We start from the raw sequence: 24403 nt of genomic DNA, 5'->3' as shown, positions 1-24403 counted from the left end.
GGAGCCGGGCCGTGGTGGTTCAGCGGTGTCGGGTCACAGCACTCGACTTACAGGGCCGCTTCGTCGCGGTCGCCGGTGCGGACCCGGACGACGGTCTCGACCGGGCTGACCCAGACCTTGCCGTCCCCGATCCGCCCGGTCTGGGCGGTCTTGACGATGATCCCGACGACGTCGTCGGTGTCCTCGTCCTCGGTGACGATCTCGATGCGGATCTTGGGCACCAGCGCGATGTCGTACTCCGCGCCCCGGTAGACCTCGGTGTGGCCCTTCTGGCGGCCGTAGCCGCTGACCTCGCTGACGGTCATGCCCGTCACCCCGAAGGTCTCCAGGGCCTCACGGACGTCTTCCCACTTGTGCGGCTTGATGACCGCGGTCACGAGCTTCATGCGTTGGCTCCTTCGCTGGGGGTGGTGGACGCCGGGGCGGAGCCACCGGCGAGGACCGACGCACGGCGGGTGGCGCCGCTGCCGGAGAAGTCGTAGGCGGCCTCGCCGTGGTCGGCGAAGTCGATGCCCGTGACCTCGTCCTCCTCGGGGAGACGCAGGCCGATGACCGCCTTGACGATGAGCGCGACGATCACGGTGGCCACGGCGGACCAGAGGATCGCGAACAGGGCGACGACGAACTGGACCACGAGGAGCTTGAGGCCGTCACCGTAGAACAGGCCGCCCGCGGTGGCGACGAAGCCGACGCCGACGGTGCCCACGATGCCACCGACGAGGTGGACGCCGACGACGTCGAGGGAGTCGTCGTAGCCGAGCTTGTACTTCAGGCCGACGGCCAGGGCGCACAGGGCGCCGGCGACCAGGCCGAGGATGATCGCGCCGATCGGCGAGACGGCCCCACAGGCCGGGGTGATCGCGACCAGACCGGCGACGACGCCCGAGGCGGCACCCAGCGAGGTGGCCTTGCCGTCGCGGATCTTCTCGATGACCAGCCAGCCGAGGATCGCGGCGGCCGCGGCGACGGTGGTGTTCAGCCAGACCAGGCTGGTCTCGCTCAGGAACTGCGCAGCGTCGCCCTCGGCGCTGTCGCCGGCGAAGACGATCGAGCCGACGTTGAAGCCGAACCAGCCGAACCAGAGCAGACCGGCGCCGAGCATGGTGAGCGGCAGGTTGTGCGGCTTCATCGGCTCCTTGCCGAAGCCGAGGCGCTTGCCGAGCATGAGGGCCAGGATCAGGCCGGCGACACCGGCGTTGATGTGGACGACCGTGCCGCCGGCGTAGTCGATCGGCGCCACCTCGGCGCCGTCAGGACCGGAGAAGAGCAGGTCGGCCAGGCCGTTGGTCGAGTGGCTGAGGAAGCCGCCGCCCCAGACCATGTGGGCCAGCGGGAAGTACGACAGCGTCACCCACAGCGGGAGGAACAGCAGCCAGGCGGAGAACTTCATCCGGTCGGCGATCGCGCCGCTGATCAGCGCGGCGGTGAGCACCGCGAAGGTCAGCTGGAAGCCGACGAAGATGTAGTCCTGGCCCGCGACGCCGTCGAGCCCGAAGAGCTCGAAGGGGTTCGCGAAGAGCATCGCGATGTCGGTGTCGCCGTAGGACATGCTCCAGCCCCACAGGACGTAGATGACACCGACGACTCCCATGGAGGAGAACGACATCATCATCATGTTGAGCACGGACTTGGACCGGCTCATGCCGCCGTAGAACAGCGCGAGGGCGGGCGTCATCATCAGGACGAGTGACGCCGCGATCAGCATCAAGGCGTGGTAGCCGTAGTCCATCGAACCTCCAGGGTTAGCGATCTGTGGACGACGGGGACCCCTGACGGCGTTGTCTCCTCGGGCCGGCTCCGTGTCCGTTCTCCTAGACCCTCGGTCCCGGAGGTTTCGCCATGGACCGCTGTTTGTTGCTGGCAGGAAACGAGTCCGAGGTGTTTGTTACATCTGGATGTCGCCCGGAGTCCGGCCGTTTGCCCGTCGTGGCGCCTGGGAACGCCGCGACCCCGGCCGCGCGGACGCGGACCGGGGTCGAGGCAGGGTGCGGGACGAAGCTCAGCCGAGCAGGGCGTCCACGAACGCGCCCGGGTCGAACGGCGCGAGGTCGTCAGCGCCCTCGCCGAGCCCCACCAGCTTGACCGGTACGCCGAGCTCGCGCTGGACGGCCACCACGATGCCGCCCTTGGCCGAGCCGTCGAGCTTGGTGAGCACGATGCCGGTGACGTCGACGACCTCGCTGAACACCCGTGCCTGGATCATGCCGTTCTGACCGGTGGTGGCGTCCAGGACGAGCAGCACCTCGGTGACGGGCGCCTGCTTCTCGATGACGCGCTTGACCTTGCCGAGCTCGTCCATGAGGCCGGCCTTGTTCTGCAGCCGGCCGGCGGTGTCGACGATGACGGTGTCCACCCCGCGGTCGACGCCCTCCTTGACCGCGTCGAAGGCGACGCTGGCCGGGTCGGTGCCCTCCTGTCCGCGGACCACCTCGACACCGACGCGCTCGCCCCAGGTCGCGAGCTGCTCCACGGCGGCGGCACGGAAGGTGTCGGCCGCGCCCAGCACGACGCTGCGGTCCTCGGCGACCAGGATGCGCGAGATCTTGCCGACGGTGGTGGTCTTGCCGGCGCCGTTCACGCCGACGACCAGGACGACGCCCGGCTTGCCGTCCTCGCCACTGACCTTCAGGCGGCGGTCAAGGTCGGGGCCGACCAGGGTGAGCAGCTCCTCGCGCAGGATCGTGCGGGTCTCCTCCGGCGTGGAGCCCTCGACGCGCACCCGGGTGCGCAGCCGGTCGACCAGCTCCTGGGTGGGCGCGACACCGACGTCGGCGGTGAGCAGGGTGTCCTCGATGGACTCCCACGTGTCCTCGTCGATGCGGTCCCGGCTGAGCAGAGCGAGCAGACCGCGGCCCAGGCCGCCCTGCGAACCGGCGAGGCGCTGGCGCAGGCGCACCAGGCGCGAGGCGGTGCCCTCGGGCCGCTCGAGGGCCGGCGCCTGCGGCTCCTCGAAGATGACCGCCGGCTCCGCCTCGACCTCCGGCTCGAGGGTCGCCGGTGGAGAGCTGAGCTCCACCGGCGGGGCGTCGGGATCGACCGGCGGCGTCGCGATGACGTCGGTGTGGGTGCGCGGCAGCGGCTTGGGCTTGCGCCGGCCGCTCACCAGCAGGCCGGCGACGGTGGCGACCAGCGCGACGCCGACGACGGCGACGAGCAGGATCACGAGGGCGAGAGGTTCCATGGGCCCAATCCAACCAGAGAGGCGACAGGGCCAGGCCGGGTGGCGAGCGACCGCCGGCGGTGCCGCTCAGCCGGTGGGACCGCCGGGGGCGAACCCGACCACCCGGTCTGCGACCCGGTCGAGCAGCGGGGCGTCGTGCGAGATCGCCACCACTCCCAGGCCCGCTGCGCGCGCAGCGGCGACCAGGTCGTGCCAGACCACTGCCTGGTTGACCGCATCCAGGCTCGCGGATATCTCGTCCGCCACCAGGTAGGCGGGCCTGGCTCGCAGGGCACGGGCGAGGTTGACCCGCTGGAGCTGGCCACCGCTGAGCTCGTGGGGGAAGCGGTCGTGCCACGCGGGGTCGACGAGGCCGGCGTCCGTGCCGTCGCCCGCGGGGTCCGGGCCCGCCTCCGCGAGGACGTCGACGACGCGCCAGCGCGGGTTCATCGCCGCCTGCGCGTCCTGGGCCAGGTACTGCACCTCCCGGCGGGGGCGCACGATCCGGCCGGACGGGGTGCTGACCTCGCCCTCGGCGGGTCGCAGCAGCCCGGCCAGGACCCGGCCCAGCGTGGACTTCCCGATCCCCGACGGTCCTCGCAGCCCGACGACCTCGCCGGGATGCACGTGCAGGCTCGCCCCGCCCAGCACCCACGGGTCGCCGGCGCGGTGGCGGAACCAGACCTCGTCCGCACGCAGGGTCATGCCGAGGCCCCCGCCACGGCCCGCGCGGGCCCGGAGCGCGCGTCAGAGAGCGCGTGCGGTGCCAGGACGTCCGCCACCGGGCGGTGGAAGCCGTTGACCGGCATCGCCCGCCACAGGGCGCGGCTGTAGGGGTGCGCGAGCCCGGCGCCGTCGCCCGCGAACTGCGACGGCAGCGCGGTCTCGAGGGTGGTGCCGTGGTCGGTGACCACGATCCGGTCCGCGATGCCCAGGACGCCGACCAGGTCGTGGCTGATCAGCACCACGGCCGCGCCGGCGTCCGCGAGCGAGCGGAGCTCGGCCAGCGTGCGCTCCGCGGAGGCGGGGTCGAGCCCGGGGGTCGGCTCGTCGGCGATGAGCAGGCGCCGCGGGGTGGACAGCACCATCGCCAGCAGCACCCGGCGGGCCATGCCCCCGGAGAGCTCGTGGGGGTAGCGGGTGAGCACCTCGAGGCCGAGCCCGCGTGCGGCGAGGACCTGCTCCGCGTCGGCCGCCGGGCGCCCACCGAGCTCCAGCGCCCGCCCGACCTGGGCGTGCACCGTGGCCGTCGGGTCGAGGTGGCTCATCGACTGGGGCAGCATCGCGAGCTCGCCGCCCACCAGCGCCGCGCGGCGTGCAGCGGTGAGCGGCTCCCCGTCGTACCGGATCTCGCCGCTGGTGGAGGCGTGGGACGGGAGCAGGCCGAGCACCGCGAGCCCGAGCAGCGTCTTGCCGGAGCCGGACGCGCCGACCAGCGCGGTGACCTCTCCCGGGCGGGCCTGCAGCGTCATGCCGCGGACCGGGGTGAGGTGGCGCCGGCGCAGGCCGCGCGCGTACTGGGTGAAGGTCACCGCGAGGTCGCGTACGTCGAGCAGCGGGGCGTCGCGGCGGTCGTCGGGCGTCATCGGTGGTGGCTCCTGGGGTCGGTGAGGGCGCGCAGGTTGTCGCCGATCGTGTCGATGAGCAGCACGAGCACGAGCAGGCACAGGCCGGGCAGCACCGCCAGCCACCACTGCCCGGTCGACAAGAACCGCATCGAGTCGCGCAGCAGGACGCCGACCGCGGGCTGGGAGGCGTCCACGCCGAGGCCGAGGAACGACAGCGCGGCCTCGTGCATGATCGCGTGCGGGAAGAGCAGCACGCCGCCGACGAGCGCGTGCGGCACGAGGTGCGGCATCACGTGGCGGCGGGCCACGTGCCACCGTCCGTGCCCGAAGCTGCGGGCGAGCGCCGCGTAGTCGGACCGGGCGACCACCCGACCCTGGGCGATGAGGACCCGGGTGAGGCTCGGCCAGTGCGTGACGGCGACGGCGATCACGACGGCCTGGGTCCCGCCGCCGAGCGCGAAGGTGACGAGGATCAGCAGCACCAGGTGCGGCACCGCGAGGAACAGGTTGACCAACCAGGTCACGGCCGCCTCCGCGCGTCGCCCGGCGGTGGTGGCGAGGGCGGCGAGCAGCAGCGCGATCAGCGCCGATCCGGCCGCGGCCACGAGGCCGACGACGAGGCTGAGCCGCAGTCCCACCAGCACCCGGGAGAGCAGGTCCCGGCCCAGCCAGTCGGTGCCGAACGGGTGCGCGAGAGCCGGGCCGAGGAGCTTGTCGGTGAGGTCGGTGGCCGCTGCACGGGACTCGAGGGCGAAGGCAGCGACGACGACCGCGGCGACGATCGCGAGGGCCACGAGGGTGACGCCCAGCGTCCGGCGGCGGGTGTTGCGCGTGGGAGCGGGCAGGCTCACGGTGCTCATGCGCTCACCTGCTCGACGGGGGCGTCCCGGTCGGGGCGCGGCACGGAGCGGCCCGGGACCTCCGGGGCGGCGCGGGGGTCCAGGCGGCGGTGCACGAGGTCGCCCAGCGTGTTGCCGACGAAGACGAGCGCCGCGGTGACGAGCGCGATGGCCAGCAGCAGCGGCACGTCCTGGCGCAGCGCGGCCTGCGTGGTCGCCTGCCCCAGTCCCGGGTAGGAGAAGACCTGCTCGGCGAGCACGGAGCCCCCGAACAGCTCCCCGATGCTCGCGAACTGCAGCATCACCGCCGGGGCGGCGGCGTTGCGCAGCACGCGGCGCACGAGGACTCCGCGCGGCGTCTCGCCGAGCGCCCGCGCGAAGGTGACATGGTCCTGGGAGAGGACCTCGGCCACCGCCTGGCGGGTGTGCAGCGTGATCGGGCCGATGCCGACGACGCTGAGGGCGAGCATCGGCAGCAGCATGTGGTGCAGGCGCTGCCACAGCGTCACGTCCTCGCTGAGCACCCCGATCGGGCCGGCGCAGCAGACCGGTGTCCACTGCAGCCAGACCGAGAAGACGTAGAGCAGGATCAGACCCACCCAGAAGGTCGGTGCCGAGGAGAGCGTGTAGGCCCACCAGGTGATGCCCCGGTCCACGAGCGTGCCGCGCCGCGAGCCCGCCAGCACCCCGAGGGCGAAGCCGAACAGCCCCGAGAGCAGCCAGGCTCCGGCCATCAGCCCGAGGCTGGCGACCAGGCGCGAGCCGATCACCTCGGTGACCGGCTGGCCGTAGATGTGCGACTCCCCCGCGTTGCCGCGCAGCAGCTCACCGGCCCACGCCACGAAGCGCTCCGGCGCGGAGTCGTCCAGGGCCCAGCGCTGCTCGATGAGCTCGCGCTGCTCGGGCCCGACGGCGCTGAGCTCGGCACCGATGTAGGCGTCCACCGGGTCGACCGGCGAGGCCGACATCAGCGCGAAGGACGCCACGGCGACCGCGGCGAGCAGCAGCGCCAGCTGGGCGGCCCTGGTGCCGACGCCGCGCAGCAGCCTCAGCACGACCACCGCCAGTCGGCGATGCCCGCGGTCAGGGGCCACCCGTGGCCGTGCGGCTCGACGACCGGGTCACCGAGGTCGAGGCAGGACCGGGCGTAGTAGGTGTGGTCGAGGTTGACCAGCCACGCCCACGGGGCGTCGGCGGCCGGACCCGACGGCACCTGGGCGGCCTGCCAGTGCCGGGAGGCGGTCTCGGGGTCGGTGGCCGCCAGCGCGGCCTCGAGGTGCCGGTCGACCTCGTCGTCGGCGTACATCCCGGGGTTGTTGTACTCGACCCCGGCCTGGGATGAGGCGAGGTGGTTGTACATCTCCATCGGGTCGTGGCTGCCCCAGCCGAAGAGGACCGGATCGGCGTGCAGGTGCTGCTCGATCTCCTCCCAGCTGCCGGCCCGCGGCGTGATCGCGATCCCCGCGTCGTCGACCATGTCGACGACGGCGAGCGCGAGGTTCTGGCGCAGGGAGTCGCCGGCCGGGTAGTACAGGGTCAGCTCCGCAGCGATGCCATCCTTCTCGCGCACCCCGTCGCCGTCCTCGTCGGTCCAGCCGGCCTCCTCCAGGAGCGCGGCCGCCGCGTCGGGGTCGGCGTCCTCGATCGCTGTCGAGGGCTCGAACCACGGCGCCTCGTCGACCGGGCCGTACGCCGGGGAGCCGTGGCCGTCGAGCACGCCGGCGACGAGCGCCTCGCGGTCGACGGCGAGGTTGATCGCGCGCCGGACGGCGACGTCGGCGCTCACGTCGTTGCCGATCGGGCGCCCGTCCTCGGTCGTGCGGCCCTCGTCGGGCAGCGTCGGGAAGGACAGCGCGCGGTTGTCGAGGCTGGGCACCGTGACGAGCGACATGTCCGCGACGTCCTCGGAGGCCATCGACGAGGGGACGCCGGCCAGGTCGACCTCGCCCGCCCGGAGCGCCGCGAGGGTCGCGTCCTCGTCGGTGAACAGGAACACCAGGCGCTCGAACTCGGGCTGCTCGCCGTAGTAGTCGTCGTTGCGCTCGACCACGAGCTGCTGGCCGGGCTCCCAGGAGACGAAGCTGTAGGGCCCGGAGCCGATCGGCTGCCGGGCGTAGCCGGGTCCGTGGGCGTCCTCGGGGACGATGCCGAGGCTGACGAGGCGGTTGACGAAGGTGCTCTGCGCTCGCCGCAGCCGCAGCTCGACGGTGGTGGGGCCGGTGGCCTCGGCACGCTCGAGGACCGTCACGTCGGTGAGCCCGCCCGAGCGTGCGGCCTGGTTGAAGGTGTAGGCGACGTCCTCGGCCCGCACCGGGGTGCCGTCGGTGAACCGGGCGTCGTCGCGGATCTCCACCGTCCAGACCCGGCCGTCGCGACTCACCTCCCACTCGGTGGCGAGGTCGCCGGTGACGTCGAGGTCGGCGGTGCGCTGCAGCAGCGTGGACTGGAAGAGGGGCGATCCGTAGCGCCCCCACCCCAGGGTCGGGTCGAACCCGTCGTCGGGCTCGCCGCCCAGGGCCACGGTGAGCTGGGCCGGGCGTCCGCCGTCGCCGACCGGGGCCGGGTCGGAGGCGCAGCCGGCCGTCAGGGCGCTCGCCAGCAGGGCGGCCGCGGCCAGCGCGGTGGATCGGGCGGGACGACGCACGGGAACCCTCTCAGTCGCTATTGCGAGTTGTTCGCAATAGCAGACCCTAAGGCATGCCGCTCCCGTCGTCGGGCCGTTCCTCTCTGCGAGACGGCGTTTCGTTCGTCTGTGGCGGCGAGGTCAGCGCGAGCGCGATCGCCGCTTGCGGCCGTCGCTCAGCGAGGCGGCGAGGTGGGCGTCGTGGTCGTGGGTGCCGTCGGGCTCGACGACCGTCACGGCGTCCTTCGCCCTCCGCATGGCGCCACCGAGCCAGGGGATCACCGGGATCTCGCGGTCGCGGTGCGGGTAGGCGGCGTACACGACGACCACTGCCGCCACGGCGACGATGACGATCATGGAAAGCACGACGTAGGTCATGAGGTGATCTCCCGGGTGAGGCGGAGGACGGTCGGCGGGGGTCGACCGGTCACGAGGACACCTCCAGCGTCCCACCGGCACCCCACCCACCGGCCACGCCCCGGGGGCCCCTCCGGCCGCGCGGGGGTGCTACGGGCGCAGTCGCTAGGGGCGCAGCAGCGGCTCCACCGCGGCCCGGACCACGTCGGGCATCGGCGCCACGGGGCGGTCCCCCGCGCCGGCGGCGTTGTCGACGTACACGTGCACGAAGCGGCCCTCGGCCGCGGCCTCGTCGGAGTCGCCCTGGAACAGCCCGATCCGGTAGACGATCGAGGAGGTGCCGACCTTGTCGACGACCATCCCGGTCTCGATCGGCTCGGGGAAGCCGATCTCGCGGAAGTACCGGCACGAGGTCTCCGCCACCACCCCGATCTGCGGCAGGTGGCGCACGTTGGTGCCGGTCGCCTCGAACAGGTGCGCGTTGACGGCGGTGTCGAACAGCTCGTAGTACGTCGCGTTGTTGAGGTGGCCGTAGGCGTCGTCGTCGCGCCAGCGGGTGGTCACCGTGCGCCAGGCGACGTAGTCCGCGCGGGTGGGGCGCGCCGGGCGGGTGCGCTCCTCGCTCACGCGGGCTCCACCTCCCGCAGCCGCTGGCTGATGACGGCCGAGACGCCGTCCCCTCGCATCGTGACTCCGTACAAGGCGTCCCCGACCTCCATGGTCCGTTTCTGGTGGGTGATGACGAGCAGCTGCGAGCTCTCCCGCAGCTCCTCGTAGATCTCGAGCAGCCGACCCAGGTTGGTGTCGTCCAGGGCCGCCTCGACCTCGTCGAGGATGTAGAACGGCGAGGGGCGGGCCTTGAACAGCGCCACCAGGAACGCGACCGCGACCAGCGAGCGCTCGCCGCCGGAGAGCAGCGAGAGCCGCTTGACCTTCTTGCCGGCCGGGCGGGCCTCGACCTCGATGCCGGTGGTGAGCATGTCGGAGGGGTCGGTCAGGACCAGGCGTCCCTCACCCCCGGGGAAGAGCCGGGAGAAGGTCGCGTCGAAGGCGCGCTCGACGTCGACGTAGGCCTCGGTGAAGACCTGCTCCACGCGGGCGTCGACCTCGCGGACGATGTCGAGGAGGTCCTTGCGGGTGCGACGCAGGTCCTCCAACTGCTCGGTGAGGAACTTGTGCCGCTCCTCCATCGCCGAGAACTCCTCGAGCGCCAGCGGGTTGACCTTGCCCAGCTGGGCCAGGGCCCGCTCGGCGGCGCGCAGCCGCTTCTGCTGCTCCTCTCGGACGTACGCCGTGGGCTCGGGCAGCTCGCCGTCCGGACCGGGCTCGGTGGCGGGCACCGGCTGGTCGGGGCCGTAGTCGGCGACGAGCGCGTCGGGCGCGGTGCCGAGCTCCTCGACCGCCCGCTCCTCCAGCTGCTCGATGCGCATGCGCTGCTGGGCACGGGCCAGCTCGTCGCGGTGCGCGGCGTTGAGGAGCTCGTCGTGGGCACGGGCCAGGTCGCGCAGGGTCGCGCGGACGCTCATCAGGTCCTGCTCGCGCGCGCGGCGGGACTCCTCCACCTGCGCGCGGTGCTCGGCGGCCCGGGCCACGGAGTCCTCGAGGCGGCGCAGCACGTGCGCCACCGCGGTGCCGACGGCCTCGGCCGCGCGGCCCTCCCGGCGGGCGCGCTCGCGGCGCTCGGCCGCCCGGGCGCGGGCCTCGCGCTCGGTGCGGGCCGCGCGCAGCAGCGAGTCGGCGCGCCCGCTCATGGCGCGGGCCCGCTCCTCGCTGGTGCGCAGCGCCAGCCGGGCGTCGGTCTCCTCCTGGCGGGCGCCCCGGGCGGCCTCGGCCAGCTGCTCACGGGTGCCGGTGTCGGGCTCCTCCTCGGGGGTCTCCTCGGCGGCGGCGAGCCGGGCCTCGAGCTCGGCCAATCCGGCGACCGCCTGCTCCCGGGCCTGCTGGGCGGCCTCGATGGCCTGCGCGAGCCGTTCGGCCTCGCCGCGGGCGGCGCGCGCCAGCGAGCCGTGCTGGCCCAGCTCCTCGGCGACCGCGGCGAGGGTGGCGTCCGACTCGTGCAGCCGGGCCAGCGCGACGTCGACGCGCTGCTGGGCGGCGAGCCGCTCCGCCTCGAGCCGGCTGACCTCGAAGCCCAGCCGCTCGACGGTCGCGGTGACCTCGGCGAGCTGCTCGCCCGCCTCCTCGACGGCCGCCTGGACCTCGATCAGGCTCGGCTGGCTCGAGGAGCCGCCGTCGGCGAAGTGGGCGCCGATCAGGTCGCCCTCGCGGGTCACGGCGGTGAGGTCGGGCAGGTCGCGCACCAGGGCGCGGGCGGCGTCCAGGTCGGCGACGACCGCCACCTTGCGGACCAGCCGGGACAGGGCCGCGCGCAGCTCGTCGGGGCACTCCACGACGTCGCGCACGTACGTCGCGTGGTCCGGCAGCGCCGGCCAGTCGTCCTCCTCGCCCGCTCCCCCGCCCAGCAGCAGCGCGGCGCGGCCGAGGTCCTCGGTGCGCAGGTGGGTGATCGCCGCGACCGCGGTGTCGGCGTCGGCGACGGCCACGGCGTCCGCGGCCCGGCCGAGCGCGCCCGCGACCGCGGTCTCGAAGCCCGGGCGGACCGTGAGCAGCGCGGCCACCGAGCCCAGCAGCCCCGAGACCGCGTCGCTCGCGGCGAGCAGGGCGCCGGCGCCGTCCTTGCGGTGCAGGCCGATCTCGAGGGCGTCCTTGCGCGCGGCGAGCGAGGAGCGGTCGCGTTCGGCCTGCTGCACCTCCTCGCGGATCTTGACCAGATGTGCCTCGATGTCGTCGAGCGCGGCCACGGCCGCCTCGTGCTCGGCGTCCAGGCCCTCCTCACCGGCGTCGAGGCCGGCGACCTGGGTCTCCAGGGCGGTGAAGTCGCGCTGGGCGCGCTCGGCGCGGGCCAGGGCGTCCTCCCGGTTGGTGGTGAGGCGCCCGACCTCCTCGTCGGCGGCGACGGCGCGCGAGCGCATGGCGTTGACCTGGCCGTGCAGGCGCGCCAGTCCCTCGCGGCGGTCCGCGGCGGCGCGCTGGAGGGCGGCGACGCGGCGCTCCTCCTCGGCGGCGGCGTCCTCGGCGGCCCGCCGGGCGGTGACGGCCTGCTCGAGCGCGACGCGGCGGTCCTCGACCTCGGCGGCGATCTGCTGCTCCTGGGCGCGCGCCTGCTCGGCCTGCGCCTCGAGCTCCTCGGGGTCGCGGCCGCTGCGGTGGTCGGTCTCCGCGGCGGCGGTGGCGTTGCGCAGCCGCTCGGCGGCCAGCGACTGGGTGCCGCGCAACCGCTCGCGCAGGCCGGAGAGCGCGAACCAGGTGTCCTGGGCGCGGGACAGGGCAGGGAGATCCTCGCGGAGCGCGGCCTCGAGCTCGCCCTCCTGGGCGCGGGCGGTGGCGGTCTGCTGCTCCAGCTCCTCGCGCCGCTGCGCCAGCGCGGACTCGTCGGCCATCTCCCGCTCCAACGCGGTGCGGGCGGTGACCAGGTCGTCGGCGAGCAGGCGAGCGCGGGCGTCGCGGACGTCGGCCTGCACGCCGGCGGCGCGGCGGGCCACCTCCGCCTGGCGGCCCAGCGGCTTGAGCTGGCGCCGGATCTCGGTGATCAGGTCGTTGAGGCGGTGCAGGTTGGCGTCGGTGGAGTCCAGCTTGCGCAGCGCCTTCTCCTTGCGCTTGCGGTGCTTGAGGACCCCCGCGGCCTCCTCGATGAACCCGCGCCGGTCCTCCGGCGTCGCGTGCAGGATCTGGTCGAGCTGGCCCTGGCCGACGATCACGTGCATCTCGCGGCCGATGCCGGAGTCGGAGAGCAGCTCCTGCACGTCGAGCAGGCGGCAGGTGGTGCCGTTGATGGCGTACTCGGAGCCGCCGCTGCGGAACATCGTGCGGCTGATCGTCACCTCGGTGTACTCGATCGGCAGCGCGCCGTCGGAGTTGTCGATGGTGAGCACCACCTCGGCGCGACCCAGCGGCGGGCGCCCCGACGTACCGGCGAAGATGACGTCCTCCATCTTGCCGCCGCGCAGCGACTTGACCCCCTGCTCGCCCATCACCCAGGCCAGGGCGTCGACGACGTTGGACTTGCCGGAGCCGTTGGGCCCGACGATGCAGGTGATCCCGGGCTCGAGCTGGAGCGTGGTCGCGGAGGCGAAGGACTTGAACCCCTTGAGGGTCAGGCTCTTCAGATACACCCGGTGCTCCCATCACGCTGGACTTCAGGGACGTCGAGGCGATGCTGCATCGGCACAGCACCGCAGGCGGGGAAGCGCGGTGCGTGTCACCCTACCGATGCGGTCCGGGGGTTCGGCGTTCCCACGCGGGTGGGTGTGTGGGGGGTGCGGGCGGGGTGCGGGTGGCGTGCGGCCGCCCCGGCTGCGGGACCTCATCAGACTCAGCGGCCACATCCCGTCGACGTTTGGCCGCGCTCGACCGCGGCCCAGCGACTTCCAGCAGGAGATCGTCAGGCGGGCTGCATGTCCTCGACGGAGGCGGCGTTGTCGAGGTCGAGCAGGTCGGTGCGGTGCGCCGCGCTGAGGCGGTCGTTCTCCTCCGCGAGCCGGATCACGAGTGCCTCCAGCTCGCCCACGCGGGCGCGCAGCCGGGAGTTCTCGACCATCAGGTGGCTGGGGGTCCGCAGGTCCCTGCTCAGGTGGCCGATGAGTGCCTTGGCCATGGTGAGCCTTCCGGAATCTGGTGGTGTGGCCGGGCGGCGGCGATCACGACCGCCTCCGGTGGTCCGCTCGCCGCGAACCGTCTTCAAGAATCCCACCCGCATGCCGATCGGGTCAATCCGGGAGAGGGGTGCCCGCGTCCGGGCCGGCACCCGGCCCCGGGACCGCCTCCGGCCCCAGCCCGGGCGTGCGGACGACGCCGCGCCCGGGGGTCGGCGTCCGGCGCCGACGCGGGGGCGGCTGGCAGGTCGGGCAGAAGTACGACGAGCGGTTCATGAACGCCACGCGGCGCATCGGCGTACCGCAGCGCTCGCAGGGCTCGTCCTCGCGGCCGTAGGCGCGCAGCGAGCGGTCGAAGTAGCCCGACTGGCCGTTGACGTTGACGTAGAGGGCGTCGAAGGAGGTGCCGCCCTGGGCGAGGGCCTCCCCCATCACGTCGCGGGCGTGGCCGAGCAGCTCGCGCACCTGCGCGGCGCTGAGCCGGTCGCCGGGGCGCTCGCCGTGCAGCCGGGCACGCCACAGCGACTCGTCGGCGTAGATGTTGCCGACCCCGGAGACCAGCCCCTGGTCGAGCAGCTGGCGCTTGATGCCGGAGGCCCGCCTGCGGACCCGGCGGACGAACTCGTCGTCGTCGAACTCCGGGTCCAGGGGGTCGCGGGCGATGTGGGCGATCTCGGGCGGCAGCTCGGCGCCGCCCGCGGAGACTGTCAGCCCGCCGAACATCCGCTGGTCGACGAAGCGCAGCTGGCGGGCGTCGTCGAGCACGAGGCGCACCCGCAGGTGCTTCTCGTCGGGCGCCGTGGCGGGCTGCACGAGCATCTGCCCGCTCATGCCGAGGTGGGCCAGCAGCGCGTCGCCGTTGTCGAGCGGCAGCCAGAGGTACTTGCCGCGTCGGCGCGCGCCGACGACGCGGCGCCCGGTGAGGGCCTCGACGAAGCCGGCGGGGCCGCGCAGGTCGCGGCGCACCGGCCGCTCGTGCAGCACCTCGACGCCGAGGATCGTGCGACCGACGACGTGGCGCTCCAGGCCGGCCCGGACGACCTCGACCTCGGGGAGCTCGGGCACGGCTCAGCCGGCGTCGGAGGTGGCCGAGCTCGCGGACAGGCCGAGCTGCGCGACGATCTCGCCGTACGCCGTCTCCGCGGCGGCCTGCTCGGCCTCCTTCTTGGAGCGGCCGACGCCGTTGCCGTAGAGCCGGTCGGCGACCCGCACCTGCGCGGTGAAGGTCTTCATGTGGTCGGGGCCGTCGGCGGTGATGACGTACTCCGGCACGCCGAGGGAGTGCTCGGCGGCGATCTCCTGCAGGGAGGTCTTCCAGTCCAGCCCGGCGCCGAGCGCCGAGGCGGCCTCGATCAGCGGGTCGAAGAGCAGGTGCACGACCTGCGCGGAGACCTCCATGCCGCCGGAGAGGTGCACCGCCCCGATCACGGCCTCGACGGTGTCGGAGATGATCGAGGACTTGTTGCGCCCGCCGGTCGACTCCTCGCCGCGGCCGAGCTTGACGTGCTCGCCGAGGCCGATGCCGCGCCCGACCTCGGCCAGGGCGCGCGCGTTGACCACCGCGGCGCGCAGCTTGGCCAGCCGGCCCTCGGAGAGGTCCGGGTGGGTGCGGTAGAGCGTCTCGGTGACGACGACCCCGAGCACGGAGTCCCCGAGGAACTCCAGGCGCTCGTTGGTGGGCAGTCCGCCGTTCTCGTAGGCGTAGGACCGGTGGGTGAGCGCGCGCTCGAGCAGCTCGGGATCCAGCTGGGGATCACCGAGCGCTCGACGCAGCTCCGCGTAGTTGGTCAACCGTGGTCAGAGACCCTGAGCGGGCTCAGAGGACCTGACGACGGTCGGCACGGGCGCCGTACTGGCCGCACTCGCCGCACGCACGGTGCGGGAGGTGCTTGACGCCGCAGGCGGGGTTCGCGCAGGTCACCAGGGTCGGTGCAACGGCCTTCCAGGCCGAGCGACGGTGACGCGTGTTGCTGCGCGACATCTTCCGCTTCGGGACAGCCACTGTTCTCTCCTCATACCGTGGCCGGGAGGTCCGGCCGCATTGATGTGCTTGGTCAGTTCTCGGAGGATTCCGAGTCCTTCTTGTTCAGCGCGGTCAGGCCCGCCCATCGCGGGTCGATCGCTTCCTCGTGCTGGTGGTCGGGGTCGTCCGCCAGGCGAGCACCACACTCGGTGCACAGTCCTGGGCAGTCGTCCTGACACAGCGGCTGGAACGGTAGTGCGAGCACCACCGCGTCCCGCAGCAGGGGTTCCAGGTCGAGCAGGTCGTCCTGGAGGTTGCTGACCCCGTTGTCCTCGTCGTCGGCGTCCGAGTCACGCAGGTCGTCGTACACGAACAGCTCCTGGAAGCGGACGCCGAGCTCGTCGGCGATCTCCTCCAGGCACCGCGCGCACTCGCCCTCGACCACGGCCTTCGCCATGCCGGTGACCAGGACGCCCTCCATGACCGCCTCCAGGCGCAGGTCAAGCTCGACCGGCGCACCTTCGGGGACCTTGAGGACCTCGATGCCAAGATCTGGTGGTGCCGGCACCGTCAGTGTCAGCAGTCGCTGGGACCCCGGGCGGCGGCCGAGCTCGCGGGTGTCGAGCACGAGCGGCGCTCTCGGGTCCAGGGTCGACAGTTGAATCACTTCCGGTTCCGGGCACGTACAGATCGTCGGGAATCGTATCCGCCCGGGAGACGGGTCACCAAACCCGGGCGCTCGAAGGTGTACGCCGCGGTCGCGTTCACGCCCCTGCCGGGCGGGCGGCGACCTCGGCGAGGCGGGCCGTGAGGCGTGCGTGCACGCTCGGCGGGACCAGGCCGGAGACGTCGCCACCGAACGTCGCGACCTCCTTGACCAGGCTCGAGGCCAGGAAGGAGTACTCGGGGCTGGTGGGCACGAAGACGGTCTCGACCTCGGTGAGCGAGGCGTTCATCTGCGCCATCTGCAGCTCGTACTCGAAGTCGGAGACCGCACGCAGGCCCTTGACGATCGCCTGGATGCCCTGCTCCGCGCAGAAGGTGGTCAGCAGGCCGGAGAAGCCCGCGACACGCACGTTGGGCAGGTCCGCGCAGACCTCCCGGAGCATCTCCATGCGCTCCTCGGCGCTGAACAGGCGCTTCTTGGAGGCGTTGACCCCGACCGCGACCACGACCTCGTCGAACAGCGACGAGGCGCGTCCCACGACGTCGAGGTGACCGTTGGTGACCGGGTCGAACGATCCCGGGCAGACGGCTCGGCGCACGGAACTCACTCCCCTTCGATGGGTGTGCTGGGCTGGTTTCTGGGCTGGTCCTCGTCCGGTGCGGGCAAGGCCGCGTGACCGTACCAAAGCACCGTCTCGCCGTAGGCACGGCGCCGGTGCGGCTCCAGGCCGGCCGGCCACACCGGCTCGGGGCTGCGCACCGAGCGCTCCACGACGACGAGGGCGTCGGGGGCCAGCCAGTGGTGCTCGACCAGCGCCCGGAGGTCCGCGGCGACCGCCTCGTCGGAGAGCGGGTACGGCGGGTCCGCGAACACCACGTCGTAGGGCTCGCCGGCCGGCGGGCGAGCCAGGACCGTGGCGACCGCGGAGGTGAGCACCTGGGCCTCCCCGGCACCGAGGTCACGGGCGTTGGCGGCGACCAACGCGGCGGTACGCCGGTCGGACTCCACCAGGGTCACGGCGGCGGCACCGCGGGACCACGCCTCCAGGCCCACCGCGCCGGAGCCGGCGTAGAGGTCCAGCACGCGCAGGCCGCTCAGCGACCCGCACCACGACTCGATCGCGGAGAACAGCGCCTCGCGGACCCGGTCGCTGGTGGGGCGGGTGGCGGTCCCCGGTGGGGTGGACAGGCGGCGGCCGCCGGCGCGGCCGGCGATGATGCGGGTCATCGGTTCACGACTTCTCGAGGTAGTCGGACTGCACGGAGCGCTCCATCTCCGCGACCGCGGCCGCGAGCTCGGGCGCCTGGCGCAGCTCGAAGTCGGTGTCGAGGAGCAGGGAGGCGGCCTCGCGAGCCTCGCGGATGGTCTTCTCGTCGCGCAGCACCCGGAGGTTCTGCAGGCTGGAGCGGTAGCCGGACTGGTTCTTGCCGAGCACGTCGCCCTCGCGGCGCTGCTCGAGGTCGACGCGGCTGAGCTCGAAGCCGTCGCTGGTGCCCGCCACGGCGTCCAGGCGCGCCCTCGCCGGGGTGCCGGCCTCCGCCCGGGTGACCAGCAGGCACAGCCCGGGCAGCCCGCCACGACCGACGCGACCGCGCAGCTGGTGGAGCTGGGAGACGCCGAACCGGTCGGCGTCGAGGATCACCATGGCGGTCGCGTTGGCGACGTCCACGCCGACCTCGATCACGGTCGTGGAGACCAGCACGTCGACGTCGCCGGCCGCGAAGGCGCGCATCGTGCGCTCCTTCTCGTCGGCCGGCAGCTTGCCGTGGAGCACCCCGACCCGCAGGCCGCGCAACGGCCCGTCGGCGAGGTCGGCCGCCACGTCGACGACCGAGCTGAGGCCGGTGCCGGTGCGGTCGACGAGGAGGTTGTCGTCCTCGTCGAGGTCGAGCTGGTCGTGCTCGCCGGCCTCCATCTCGTCGCGCACGATGCGCGGGCACACGACGTAGGCCTGGTGGCCGGCCTCGATCTCCTCGCGCAGCCGCGCCCAGGCGCGGTCGATCCACAGCGGCTGCTCGCCCAGCGGCACGACGTTGGTCTGGATCGGCGCGCGCCCCGCGGGCAGCTCGGTGAGCGTGGAGATCTCCAGGTCGCCGAAGACGGTCATCGCGACGGTGCGCGGGATCGGCGTGGCGGTCATCACCAGCACGTGCGGTGGGCTCCCGGCCTTGTCGGTGAGTGCGGCGCGCTGCTCCACGCCGAAGCGGTGCTGCTCGTCGACGACGACCAGGCCGAGGTCGGCGAACATCACCTGGTCCTCGAGCAGGGCGTGGGTGCCGACCACGATGCCCGCCTCGCCGGTGACCAGGCGGCTCAGCGGCGCCTTGCGCTGGGCCTTGGTCATCGACCCGGTGAGCAGCTCGACGGTGGTGCCCTCGGCGGCGCCGAGCAGGCCGCCCATGCCGAGGTCGCCGAGCATGGCGGTGATGGTGCGGTGGTGCTGCTGGGCGAGCACCTCGGTGGGCGCCAGCAGTGCGGCCTGGCCGCCGGAGTCGACGACGCGCAGCATCGCGCGCAGCGCCACCAGCGTCTTGCCGGAGCCGACCTCGCCCTGCAGCAGCCGGTTCATCGGGTGCGGCTGCGCCAGGTCGTGCTCGATCTCGGCGGCCACCTCGCGCTGGCCGCCGGTCAGCTCGAAGGGCAGCCGCGCGTCGAAGGCGTCCAGCAGACCGTCGCTGCGGCCCGGGCGGGCCTGCGCCCCGAGCGCCATCTGCTCGCGCCGGCGCCGGGCGAGCACGACCTGGGTGACCAGCGCCTCCTCGAAGCGGAAGCGCCGCTGCGCGCGGTGCACCTGCTCCATCGTGTCGGCGGCGTGGATCCACTGCAGGGCCTGGCGCGCGTCGAGCAGGGAGTAGGTCTCGCGGACCTCCTCGGGGAGCAGCTCGGGCACCTCGTCGAGCACGGTCAGCGCGAACGTCGCGGCGCGCTGAAGGTCCCAGGACTCCACGCCCTTGGTGAGCGGGTAGATCGGGAACAGGTCGCGCATCGCGTCCAGCGACATCTGCGCGGAGTCCTCGCCGCCGCTGCCGAACAGCGTCATCTGGGGGTTCGTCAGCTGCCACTCCCCGCGGAAGGTGCTCACCTTGCCCAGGAACACCCCGCGGCGCCCCACGCACAGCCGGCCCGCCTGCCAGGTGTTGATGTGGGCGCTCTTGGCGAAGAACGACATCCGCAGCGCCGGGCCCTCGGTGCGGACGGTGACGTCGAGGCGGTAGGCGGTGCGCCCCGTGCGCCGGTCGGTGTAGGTGCGCTCCTTGCTCTCCACGACCTCGCCGACGAAGGTGAGGATGCTGCCCTCCTCGAGGTCGTCGAGACGGGTCAGCTCGCCGGTGCGCAGGTAGCGGCGCGGGAAGTGGTGCATCAGGTCCCCGACCGTGCGCAGGCCGAGGCCCTCGGTGATCCGGTCGGCCTTGGTGTGCCCGGCCAGCACCGTCTCGATCGGTGACTCGAGGGTGATCACGCGGCTCCTTCCGGCCTACTCCACCGACACCAGGAGCGGGTAGCGCTCCTGGCCACCGTCGTACACCACGACGTCGACAGCCGGGTGCTGCGCCTCGACGTACGCCGCGCAGCGGGCCGCCAGCCCACCCTCGGGGTCCTCGGCGCCGGACACGATCGTCACCAGGTCGCCGCCACCGCCGAGCAGCCGCTCGAGGATGTCGGTGGCGACCGCGAACCGGTCCTGTCCCACGACCACGAAGTCGCCGGCCACCACGCCGAGGACGTCGCCGGGCTCGCACGGCCCGGCCATCGTCATCGCCTGGCGGGCGGCGACGGTGATCGCGCCGTGGCGGGCGTGCCGCGCGGTCGCGGTCATCTCCAGGACGTCGTGGTCGAAGGCGCGGCCCGGCTCGTGGACCGCGAGCGCCGCCAGCCCCTGGACCTGCGCCTGCGTGGCGATCACCGACACCCGGATGCCGTCGAGGTCGGGATCGTTCTCCGCGGTCGAGGCGGCGGCGCGGGCGACGCGGACGGAGTCGGGGTCGTTCGGCAGCACCACGACCTCGCAGGCGCCGCAGTCACGCACGGCGGCCAGCACCTCCCCGGTGGAGGGCCGACGCCCCGGGCCGCCGGTGAGCACGACGGCGCCGGCCGCCTCGAAGAGCCGCGCCAGACCGGGGCCGGCAGCGACCGCGACGATCCTGCGGCCGGTGCGGGCCGGCCGCGAGGTCCGCTCGGCGACGTGGCCGGCGACCTGGCCGGCGACCTGCTCGGCGAAGTGCGTGACCCGCACCCGGCGCGGGCGGCCTGCCTCGATGCCGGCCTCGATGGCCGCGCCGACGTCGTCGGTGTGGAGGTGGACGTTCCACAGCCCCTCCCCGCCGACCACGACGAGGGAGTCGCCGAGCCCGGCCAGGGTGGCGCGCAGCGGGGCGATCCGGTCGTCGTCGGCGTCGAGGAGGTACATCACCTCGTAGGCCGGACCGTCGGCGGTGAGGTCGCCCTCCGGCACCGGCGCCACCGGGACCGGGATCGTGTGGGTGCCGATCGGCGCGGTCGCCGTCACCGGGCGGCGCCCGGTGAGCACGGTCTCGGCCGCGTCGAGGATCACGCTCAGTCCCCGCCCGCCGGCGTCCACGACGCCGGCGTCGGCCAGGATCCGCAGCTGCTCGGGCGTGCGCGCGAGGGCGTCGCGGGCCCCGCCGGCGGCGGCGGCGAACACGTCGCGGCCCCGGGCACGGGATCGGCTCGCGCACTCCATGGCCGCGGTCGCCGCGGCGCGCATCACGCTCAGCATGGTGCCCTCGACGGGCGTGCCCACGGCGGCGTACGCCGCGTCGCTGGCCGCCTGCAGCGCCTCGGCCATCACCGTGGCGTTGGTCTCGTCGGCGCCGGCGCGGCTGATCCGGCGGGCGATCGCGCCGAGCATCTCGCTGAGGATCACCCCGGAGTTGCCGCGCGCGCCCAGCAGCGCGCCGCGCGCGAAGGTCGCGAGCGACTCCCCCAGCGGCGCGTTCTCGTCGCCCCCGCAGGCCTCGCGGAGCGCGTCACGAGCCGCGGACATCGTGAGGTACATGTTCGTGCCGGTGTCGCCGTCGGGCACCGGGTAGACGTTGAGGGCGTCGATCTCCTCGCGCGCCCCGGCGAGGGCGTCGAAGGCGACGTCGACGAAGCGGAGCACGAGGCCGAGATTGACCTTGCCTCCCACCGGTACCTGCTGCATCGCCTGCCCTCGTCGTACGTCGGATGAGGGAGTCAGGGTAGTGTCCCCCTTGCCCGAACGGGGTGACCCACCCACGGGGAACCCGGAGTGAGCCGCGATTTTCTTGCGAGCCCCTCGATCGGATACTCTCGTCCGGTTGCCCGCTTCGTCGGGCCCCACGTTCACAACCTCGATTTTTCAGGAGTTCACGGTGGCTGCCGTCTGCGACATCTGCGCGAAGAAGCCGGGCTTCGGCAACAACCGACCCTGGTCGCGCAAGATCACGAAGCGTCGCTTCGACCCCAACATCCAGCGCGTCCGGGCGACCGTCAACGGCACCCCGAAGCGCCTCAACGTCTGCACCGGCTGCCTCAAGGCCGGCAAGGTCTCCCGCTGACCCAAGTCAGCTGAACAGAACGGCCGTCGTCCCTCGGGACGGCGGCCGTTCTGCCGTTCCCGGGGACCGGCCGGTCGCTGCGTGCGGGAGCCGGCGGGCAGCAGCAACAGCCGCCGCCCGCCGGCCTCGCTCAGAAGTGCGACCAGCCCGGCGAGCCGACGTACGAGCGGCCGTCGACGGTGACGCCGCTGCCCTCGGTGACCTCGCCCACCACGCGCCACCCCTTCGGCACCGACGCCGCGTCGGGGAAGGTGGCGAGCAGGGCGTGGTCGTCGCCGCCGGTGAGCACGAACTGCAGGGGCTCGGCGTTGAGCGCGGCACCCACGGCGACCAGCGGCTCGGCGACCTCGAAGGCCTCGGAGCGGACGTCGATGGCGACGCCGGAGGCGCTGGCCAGGTGGCCGGCCTCGGCGAGCAGTCCGTCGGAGACGTCGATCATCGCCGTCGCGCCGGCCGCGGCCGCGATCGGGCCGGCGGCGTACGGCGGCTGCGGGCGGCGGTGCGCCTCGACGAGCACCCGCGGGGAGCGGAAGCCGCGCTTGAGCACCGCGAGGCCGCCCGCGGCCCAGCCCTGCCGCCCGGCCAGCGCCACGACGTCGCCGGGCGCGGCGCCGGAGCGGATGACCGGCGCCTGGGTGCAGGCGCCCAGCACCGTCACTGCGATGACGATCTGGTCGGCGCGAGTGAGGTCGCCGCCGACGACGCTCGCGCCGACCTCGCCGCACTCCGCCGCGAAGCCGCGGGCCAGGTCGAGCAGCCACTGCACCGGCAGGTCCGGGGGCGCGCCGATGCCGACGGTGAGCGAGGCTGCGGTGCCGCCCATCGCGTTGATGTCGGAGATGTTCTGCGCGGCCGCGCGGTGGCCGATGTCGGTGGCCGAGGACCACTCGCGGCGGAAGTGGCGCCCCTCGACCATCAGGTCGGTGGAGACCACGACGTGCCCGGTGCGCACGCGCAGCACGGCGGCGTCGTCGCCGGGGCCGATCAACACCTGCTCGCCCTGCGGGAAGAGGGGCAGGAGCTCGGCGAGGACGCCGAACTCGCCGGCGTCGGCCAGGGTGGCGTCGGGTGCTAGCGGCATGCCCCCAGTCCACCAGACACCCGGTGGCGCGGCCGGGCGGCGCGCTCGGCCCCGGTGGCGAGGTCTTCGCCACGTGGTCGCGGGGTGTTCGCGGCGCCTGCGGGCGGGGTAGGTTGAGACGCCGGCCGGCACCCCAGCCCGTGCCTTGCACACTTCACACGAGGAGACGAGCGATGGTCGTCCAGGCCTACATCCTGATCCAGACCGACGTCGGCAAGGCTGCCGAGGTCGCCCAAGCCATCGCGCAGGTCAAGGGGGTCACGCTCGCCGAGGACGTCACCGGCCCGTACGACGTGATCGTGCGCGCCGAGGCGCGCAACGTCGACGAGCTCGGCAAGCTGGTGGTCGCGAAGGTGCAGACCCTCGAGGGCATCACCCGCACGCTGACCTGCCCGGTCGTCCACATCTGAGTGGACCGCCCACCGCACCGCCAGCGCCTCGTGTCCCTGCGGACACGGGGCGTTGTCGCGTGCTGCCTGGTCCCCCTGGCGCTGCTGAGCGCCTGCAGCGACGCGGTGGAGGTGGACTCCCCCGCGCTGTCCGACGCCGAGCGCGCCGCGTGCACCGACTTCCTCGACGACCTCCCCGAGGACCTCGGCGGCCTCGAGCCCGCCGAGGTGGACCCGCCCGACGCCCCGGCCCGCGCCTGGGGTGACGGCCTCGCCGTCGTCTGCGGCGTACCGTCGCCCGAGGAGCTGGAGCCGGCCGCCGAGTGCGACATCGTCGCGGGCGTGGCCTGGTTCGTCCCCCCGAGCCAGCGCGACGAGGGCTCGGACCTGGTCGCCACCGCCGTCGAGTCCACGCCACGGGTGGCCCTCGTGGTCCCCGCGAAGTACCGCGGACAGGTCGCCTTCGACGCCTTCGGCGAGCTCGCCGAACCGATCCTCAGCCACTTCGAGACGACCGAGCGCTGCGCCTGAGCCTGCGCGCCGGAGCGTCGGTGCGATGTGGGATCGTCGTCCCATGACGATCGAGGACTTCGCAGGACCCGTGGCCATCATCGCCGGCGGCCTCAGCCACGAGCGGGACGTCTCCCTGTCCAGCGGGCGCAACCTGGTCCGTGAGCTGCGTGGTCTCGGGGTCGAGGCCCAGACCTACGACTTCGACCGCAACCTGCTCCACGACCTCGAGCGCGACGGCGTGGCGGTCGCGCTGCCCGCCCTGCACGGCCAGTTCGGCGAGGACGGCGAGATCCAGACGCTGCTGGAGCTCATCGACCTGCCCTACGTCGGCTCGCGCAGCCGCGCCTGCCGGCTCGCCTACGACAAGGGCACGGCCCGCGAGCTGCTGCACCGCGCCGGCATCCCGGTGCCCGACAGCGTGGGCCTGTCCGCCCAGACCTTCCGCGACATCGGCGCCACCGCCCTGATGTCGCACGTCATGGACCGCCTCGGCAACCGGGTCGTGGTCAAGCCGGCCCGCGGCGGCAGCGCGCTGGGCGTGACCGGCGTCGACGGCCTCGGCGCGCTCCCCTCCGCCCTGGTCGGCAGCTACGCCTACTGCGAGGACGCCCTCATCGAGCGCTTCCACGACGGCATCGACGTCAGCGTCGTGGTGCTGGAGGGCGAGGACGGCCTGGAGTCGCTCGTCCCGATCGCGATCGAGTACGAGAAGGGCCACGAGTTCGACTTCAGCGCCCGCTACACCGCCGAGTTCGTCTCGCTGCACAAGCCCGACCTCGACGACAAGCTGCTCGTCGGCCTGGGCGAGGTCGCCCGCGAGGCGCACCGCGTGCTCGGCCTCACCGACGTCTCGCGCTCCGACTTCGTGGTCTCCGCCGACGGCGCGTTCGTGCTGCTGGAGACCGCGATCACCCCGGGCACGACCGAGACCTCGGTGTTCCCGTTCGCCTGCAAGGAGAGCGGCACCTCCCTCGGCGAGGTCGCCCGCACCCTCCTCGAGCGTGCGGTGCGCCGCGGCGCCTGAGTCGCCCCACCGAGACACGACGAAGGC

The 24403-nt window shown here is 73.5% G+C and carries 25 protein-coding genes; 4 read left to right on the top strand and 21 right to left on the bottom strand.

What is annotated here, in order from left to right; genetic code table 11:
• Positions 1-47: 47 nt before the first annotated feature.
• From HBO46_RS06230 to HBO46_RS06135, 20 genes are all read right to left on the bottom strand, one after another.
• Positions 48-386, bottom strand: a complete 339-nt coding sequence (locus HBO46_RS06230; protein WP_153322625.1) for a P-II family nitrogen regulator — start codon at positions 384-386, stop codon at positions 48-50.
• Positions 383-1729, bottom strand: a complete 1347-nt coding sequence (locus tag HBO46_RS06225) for an ammonium transporter (protein ID WP_224769403.1) — start codon at positions 1727-1729, stop codon at positions 383-385. The genes HBO46_RS06230 and HBO46_RS06225 overlap by 4 nt, the downstream gene beginning before the upstream one ends.
• A gap of 270 nt (positions 1730-1999) precedes the next feature.
• The gene (ftsY, locus tag HBO46_RS06220; protein WP_166140328.1) at positions 2000-3181 is read right to left on the bottom strand and encodes a signal recognition particle-docking protein FtsY; all 1182 of its coding nucleotides are present in this window, start codon (positions 3179-3181) and stop codon (positions 2000-2002) included.
• Between the two features lie 66 nt (positions 3182-3247).
• Entirely contained in the window at positions 3248-3865 is a 618-nt protein-coding gene (locus tag HBO46_RS06215) for an ABC transporter ATP-binding protein (RefSeq protein WP_166140327.1), read from the bottom strand.
• Positions 3862-4746, bottom strand: a complete 885-nt coding sequence (locus tag HBO46_RS06210; RefSeq protein ID WP_166140326.1) for an ATP-binding cassette domain-containing protein — start codon at positions 4744-4746, stop codon at positions 3862-3864. The genes HBO46_RS06215 and HBO46_RS06210 overlap by 4 nt, the downstream gene beginning before the upstream one ends.
• Positions 4743-5588, bottom strand: a complete 846-nt coding sequence (locus HBO46_RS06205) for an ABC transporter permease (RefSeq protein WP_166140325.1) — start codon at positions 5586-5588, stop codon at positions 4743-4745. Before HBO46_RS06205 ends, HBO46_RS06210 begins: the two co-directional genes overlap by 4 nt.
• Positions 5585-6622: an ABC transporter permease gene (locus tag HBO46_RS06200; protein ID WP_224769402.1), complete on the bottom strand. Its 1038-nt coding sequence runs from the start codon at positions 6620-6622 to the stop codon at positions 5585-5587. The genes HBO46_RS06205 and HBO46_RS06200 overlap by 4 nt, the downstream gene beginning before the upstream one ends.
• Positions 6616-8211, bottom strand: coding sequence for an ABC transporter substrate-binding protein (locus tag HBO46_RS06195; protein ID WP_166140324.1), 1596 nt, complete (start codon positions 8209-8211; stop codon positions 6616-6618). Before HBO46_RS06195 ends, HBO46_RS06200 begins: the two co-directional genes overlap by 7 nt.
• Positions 8212-8331: 120 nt before the next feature.
• Positions 8332-8568: a hypothetical protein gene (locus HBO46_RS06190; protein WP_166140323.1), complete on the bottom strand. Its 237-nt coding sequence runs from the start codon at positions 8566-8568 to the stop codon at positions 8332-8334.
• Positions 8569-8712: 144 nt separating this feature from the next.
• Complete coding sequence (locus HBO46_RS06185; protein ID WP_166140322.1) at positions 8713-9174, bottom strand: acyl-CoA thioesterase; 462 nt, start codon at positions 9172-9174, stop codon at positions 8713-8715.
• A complete protein-coding gene (gene smc / locus HBO46_RS06180) occupies positions 9171-12719 on the bottom strand; it encodes a chromosome segregation protein SMC (RefSeq protein ID WP_166140321.1) in 3549 nt (1182 codons plus the stop codon). Before smc ends, HBO46_RS06185 begins: the two co-directional genes overlap by 4 nt.
• Before the next feature lie 269 nt (positions 12720-12988).
• Positions 12989-13201 (bottom strand): hypothetical protein, encoded by a 213-nt coding sequence (locus HBO46_RS06175; protein WP_166140320.1) that lies wholly within the window; start codon positions 13199-13201, stop codon positions 12989-12991.
• Between the two features lie 112 nt (positions 13202-13313).
• A complete protein-coding gene (gene mutM, locus HBO46_RS06170; protein WP_166140319.1) occupies positions 13314-14264 on the bottom strand; it encodes a bifunctional DNA-formamidopyrimidine glycosylase/DNA-(apurinic or apyrimidinic site) lyase in 951 nt (316 codons plus the stop codon).
• A 3-nt stretch (positions 14265-14267) separates the two neighbouring features.
• Positions 14268-14990: a ribonuclease III gene (rnc, locus tag HBO46_RS06165; protein WP_166140318.1), complete on the bottom strand. Its 723-nt coding sequence runs from the start codon at positions 14988-14990 to the stop codon at positions 14268-14270.
• Positions 14991-15015: 25 nt separating this feature from the next.
• Complete coding sequence (gene rpmF, locus HBO46_RS06160; RefSeq protein WP_166140317.1) at positions 15016-15201, bottom strand: 50S ribosomal protein L32; 186 nt, start codon at positions 15199-15201, stop codon at positions 15016-15018.
• A 52-nt stretch (positions 15202-15253) separates the two neighbouring features.
• Positions 15254-15790, bottom strand: coding sequence for a YceD family protein (locus HBO46_RS06155; RefSeq protein ID WP_224769401.1), 537 nt, complete (start codon positions 15788-15790; stop codon positions 15254-15256).
• Between the two features lie 136 nt (positions 15791-15926).
• The gene (gene coaD, locus HBO46_RS06150) at positions 15927-16427 is read right to left on the bottom strand and encodes a pantetheine-phosphate adenylyltransferase (RefSeq protein WP_166140315.1); all 501 of its coding nucleotides are present in this window, start codon (positions 16425-16427) and stop codon (positions 15927-15929) included.
• A gap of 5 nt (positions 16428-16432) precedes the next feature.
• Complete coding sequence (gene rsmD / locus HBO46_RS06145) at positions 16433-17056, bottom strand: 16S rRNA (guanine(966)-N(2))-methyltransferase RsmD (RefSeq protein ID WP_166140314.1); 624 nt, start codon at positions 17054-17056, stop codon at positions 16433-16435.
• Positions 17057-17060: 4 nt separating this feature from the next.
• Positions 17061-19289 carry an ATP-dependent DNA helicase RecG gene (locus tag HBO46_RS06140; protein ID WP_166140313.1) on the bottom strand — a complete coding sequence of 743 codons (2229 nt, stop codon included), beginning with the start codon at positions 19287-19289 and terminating at the stop codon, positions 17061-17063.
• Between the two features lie 15 nt (positions 19290-19304).
• A complete protein-coding gene (locus tag HBO46_RS06135; protein WP_224769400.1) occupies positions 19305-20978 on the bottom strand; it encodes a DAK2 domain-containing protein in 1674 nt (557 codons plus the stop codon).
• Positions 20979-21183: 205 nt separating this feature from the next.
• Here HBO46_RS06135 and rpmB point away from each other — a divergent pair, with 205 nt between their 5' ends.
• Positions 21184-21369, top strand: a complete 186-nt coding sequence (gene rpmB, locus HBO46_RS06130; RefSeq protein ID WP_028645381.1) for a 50S ribosomal protein L28 — start codon at positions 21184-21186, stop codon at positions 21367-21369.
• 130 nt (positions 21370-21499) lie between these two features.
• Here the strand turns inward: rpmB and HBO46_RS06125 are convergent, their stop codons facing one another.
• A complete protein-coding gene (locus HBO46_RS06125; protein WP_166140311.1) occupies positions 21500-22450 on the bottom strand; it encodes a thiamine-phosphate kinase in 951 nt (316 codons plus the stop codon).
• A gap of 173 nt (positions 22451-22623) precedes the next feature.
• On the opposite strand from HBO46_RS06125, the gene HBO46_RS06120 reads away from it, so the two are divergent.
• From HBO46_RS06120 to HBO46_RS06110, 3 genes are read left to right on the top strand one after another with little or no spacing between them, the layout of a single operon-like run.
• A complete protein-coding gene (locus HBO46_RS06120; protein ID WP_153322607.1) occupies positions 22624-22860 on the top strand; it encodes an Lrp/AsnC family transcriptional regulator in 237 nt (78 codons plus the stop codon).
• A 30-nt stretch (positions 22861-22890) separates the two neighbouring features.
• Positions 22891-23370 (top strand): DUF3515 domain-containing protein, encoded by a 480-nt coding sequence (locus HBO46_RS06115; RefSeq protein WP_166140310.1) that lies wholly within the window; start codon positions 22891-22893, stop codon positions 23368-23370.
• 43 nt (positions 23371-23413) lie between these two features.
• Positions 23414-24376 (top strand): D-alanine--D-alanine ligase family protein, encoded by a 963-nt coding sequence (locus HBO46_RS06110; RefSeq protein ID WP_166140309.1) that lies wholly within the window; start codon positions 23414-23416, stop codon positions 24374-24376.
• Positions 24377-24403 lie beyond the last annotated feature (27 nt).

Source organism: Nocardioides ochotonae (assembly GCF_011420305.2).
In the GTDB taxonomy this organism is placed as follows: Bacteria; Actinomycetota; Actinomycetes; order Propionibacteriales; family Nocardioidaceae; genus Nocardioides; species Nocardioides ochotonae.
This window is presented reverse-complemented; position numbering and strand designations above follow the sequence as displayed.

Coding starts and splice junctions, on each gene's coding strand:
- ftsY (WP_166140328.1), bottom strand. CDS start 3,181: ATGGAACCTCTCGCCCTCGTGATCCTGCTCGTCGCCGTCGTCGGCGTC.
- HBO46_RS06190 (WP_166140323.1), bottom strand. CDS start 8,568: ATGACCTACGTCGTGCTTTCCATGATCGTCATCGTCGCCGTGGCGGCA.
- HBO46_RS06175 (WP_166140320.1), bottom strand. CDS start 13,201: ATGGCCAAGGCACTCATCGGCCACCTGAGCAGGGACCTGCGGACCCCC.
- HBO46_RS06110 (WP_166140309.1), top strand. CDS start 23,414: ATGACGATCGAGGACTTCGCAGGACCCGTGGCCATCATCGCCGGCGGC.
- HBO46_RS06210 (WP_166140326.1), bottom strand. CDS start 4,746: ATGACGCCCGACGACCGCCGCGACGCCCCGCTGCTCGACGTACGCGAC.
- HBO46_RS06230 (WP_153322625.1), bottom strand. CDS start 386: ATGAAGCTCGTGACCGCGGTCATCAAGCCGCACAAGTGGGAAGACGTC.
- HBO46_RS06120 (WP_153322607.1), top strand. CDS start 22,624: ATGGTCGTCCAGGCCTACATCCTGATCCAGACCGACGTCGGCAAGGCT.
- HBO46_RS06215 (WP_166140327.1), bottom strand. CDS start 3,865: ATGACCCTGCGTGCGGACGAGGTCTGGTTCCGCCACCGCGCCGGCGAC.
- HBO46_RS06225 (WP_224769403.1), bottom strand. CDS start 1,729: ATGGACTACGGCTACCACGCCTTGATGCTGATCGCGGCGTCACTCGTC.
- rsmD (WP_166140314.1), bottom strand. CDS start 17,056: ATGACCCGCATCATCGCCGGCCGCGCCGGCGGCCGCCGCCTGTCCACC.
- HBO46_RS06205 (WP_166140325.1), bottom strand. CDS start 5,588: ATGAGCACCGTGAGCCTGCCCGCTCCCACGCGCAACACCCGCCGCCGG.
- HBO46_RS06125 (WP_166140311.1), bottom strand. CDS start 22,450: ATGCCGCTAGCACCCGACGCCACCCTGGCCGACGCCGGCGAGTTCGGC.